Source organism: Clostridium sp. (assembly GCF_036569345.1).
GTDB lineage: Bacteria > Bacillota > Clostridia > Clostridiales > Clostridiaceae > Clostridium_AD.
Map to the genome: position 1 here is coordinate 1 of NZ_DATCQT010000136.1, position 2,771 is coordinate 2,771.

Consider the following 2,771-nt stretch of genomic DNA (forward strand, 5'->3'; position numbering starts at 1 on the left):
CAAATTTTTGGAAATCTAAAATCTGTAATAATGGTTGCAACAACTGCATTACTGTTATTTAAAGGTGTCGCCATAGAAAAAGCTATGACTAGTTTTGCTATTTCTATGGCTTCTGTTATATTTGATGTTGGAGTTATGACATCTGTAACAAAAGGTGCAACTCTTGCGATGAATAATTTAAAAATAGCTTTCACAGAAAATCCATTAGGATGGGTGGCTTTAGGGATAACAGTAATAGCAAGTGCATTTATGATTTTTAATAATCGTACTGCTGATACAATTAAAAAACAACAAGAGCTTAGAGACCAAATGTCACAAGTTGCGGATGAATACAAAGCATCTAAAACAGAAATTGATGGTTTAAATAAACTACTTGAAGAACAACAAACAATTCAAGCTAAAGACCCAACAAAATTAACAGCTGATGAAAAAACTAGATTAAATGATATAGAGTCTCAGTTAGCAGGAACAGTACCAGAAGCAACGACTGCTTATGATAAAAATAACAAAGCATTAGCAGAGAATTTAGACTTGACTAAAAAATTAGTAGCTATGAAATTAGAAGAGGCTAAAGGCAAGGCTTTAGAAGTAGTTTCATCAGTAAACCCAGATGATGAGTTAGCAAAAGTAAAAAAAGCTAAAGCATATAAGGACACGATAGAAGGGCTAATGACACAAAAAGGAGACGAAGGTGGTAGTGATTTAAGATATAAGACGTTAAATAGTGGGCTTGCATGGACACAATCACAAGAAAAGGAAATTAAAAACACAAAAGACCAAACAGCAGTGCTTCAATTTCTAGCAACGGCTCATGCAGGATACGATAAAGAGGTTACAAGTGGAACTAAATCTTTAAATGATTATAATATGGCTGCCGATTTCACTAATAAGAATATGGGTACTAAAAATAAAATAATTACTGATTCATCTGTTGGTATTGGATTAAATACCTCAGCAACGGATTCGAATACGAATGCAACAACAAAAAATGCATCTGCCATTGACGCTCAAGCACAAGCAGAAGCTAAGTCAAAAGTCGAAGCAGCAGCGAAAGCAGAAGCTGTTAAAAAGTTGACTGATTCCTTTGATTCGTCTATGGATTCAATGTCTTCTTATAATAAACTTATGGAACAATATAATACAGATGGTCATTTTTCTGCTGATTCAGTAAAGGATATAATCGACAATCATTCTGAGTTAGCAGGATATTTAAACAACGAACCAGCATTATACGATAAAATAAGTGAAGCTATGAATTCTTCAAAAGATACTGCTAATAAAGCTTATGCAGAAATGATGAATAGTTCAGAAAGTTATTATTCGTCAAATATTAAAGGGACAGATACAATTAGAAAAGCATTAGGTGAGTATTACAATAATTTATCTTCTGCACAGAAAGCTGATTTAGAAAATGCTAAATCATTGGCTGAAGCAAAAGCAATTGTAGAAAAAGAACTTATAGTTAGATTAAGTAAACTTTGGGATACATACAATTTGGCAGTTGTTGATGTTTTAAATAGACATGCAAATTTAGCAGCACAAATGGATAGTGGTGGCGATGATTCGGCAGCGGCTGAAGCTCAATTATCTAAGATAATGAATGCTAATCAAAAAGTTGTTGACGCAGGCAATAATGCTAAAAAAGTACAAGACCAAGTCAATGCAATAAATACTTCTTTTAGTAATATTACAGCAGATATAAAAGCTCCTAATATTGATTCTGTTGGTAAATCAACTTCGGCAACGAAAGATAACACTTCTGCTACGAAAGAGAATGCTTCAGCAAAAGCCGATCAGACGGAGGCATCCAAAGCATTAACTAAGGCTAATAAAGAATTAGCTGATGCGACTAAACAAGCTACTAATTCTGAAAAAGATTTTCAAAGTGCAATGAAATCTCTAGCAATCACAATGTCTTTATTAGATGTTAGTCAAGAAAAATTAGAAGAACATTCACAAGCATATCGTGATGGAATGAAAGAAAAAGCTAAATTAATACAAAATGAAATAGATTTAACTAAGAAACAAATTAGTCTTAATACTTCAAATGTAAATGTGTTAACTGCATTAGAAGGAAAAGCTAGTGTTGCTTCAGGTAATGCTACAGCATCAGAAGCAGGTAATCAAATTGTAGCAAAAGCAAAGGAATATTTAGGAACTCCTTATGTTTGGGGAGGTACATCAACTAAAGGTTTTGATTGTAGTGGATTAGTTTCCTATGTATATAAAGAATTAGGAACATCCATTTCAAGAACAAGTCAAGCACAATCTAAGGATGGAGTTGCGGTTGCTAAGAAAAATTTACAACCTGGAGATTTAGTATTCTTTGGAGACGCTTCAGCACCTCATCATGTTGGTATTTATATGGGAGGAGACCAATATCTACATAGTCCTAAAACTGGTGATAAGGTTAAAATATCCACATTATCTAGTAGAGCTGATTATGCAGGTGCTAGAAGAGTATCTGTAGATGGTGCTTCAAATATATCTGAATCTACTGGTACAACTTCATCATCCTCTAGTTCTTCTTCAAGTAGTAGTGGAAAATATGCAGGTGGATATCAGAATGGTAAATATAAAGATTGGATAAATGAATATGGTGCTAAATATGGGATTAATCCTAATTTACTTGCAGGTGTAATTCAAACGGAATCAGCATTTAATCCAAATGCAAGAAACAAAGGTTCAGGAGCTACTGGATTAGGACAATTCCTTGCAAGTACTGCACAAGACGAAGGATTATCAGATAGAACTGACCCAGAATCATCTAT

The 2,771-nt window shown here is 33.7% G+C and carries 1 protein-coding gene; it reads left to right on the top strand.

What is annotated here, in order from left to right; genetic code table 11:
- Positions 1 to 2,771: NlpC/P60 family protein (locus tag VIM70_RS13280; RefSeq protein WP_331946249.1), on the top strand; the 2,771-nt coding region annotated here is incomplete at both ends.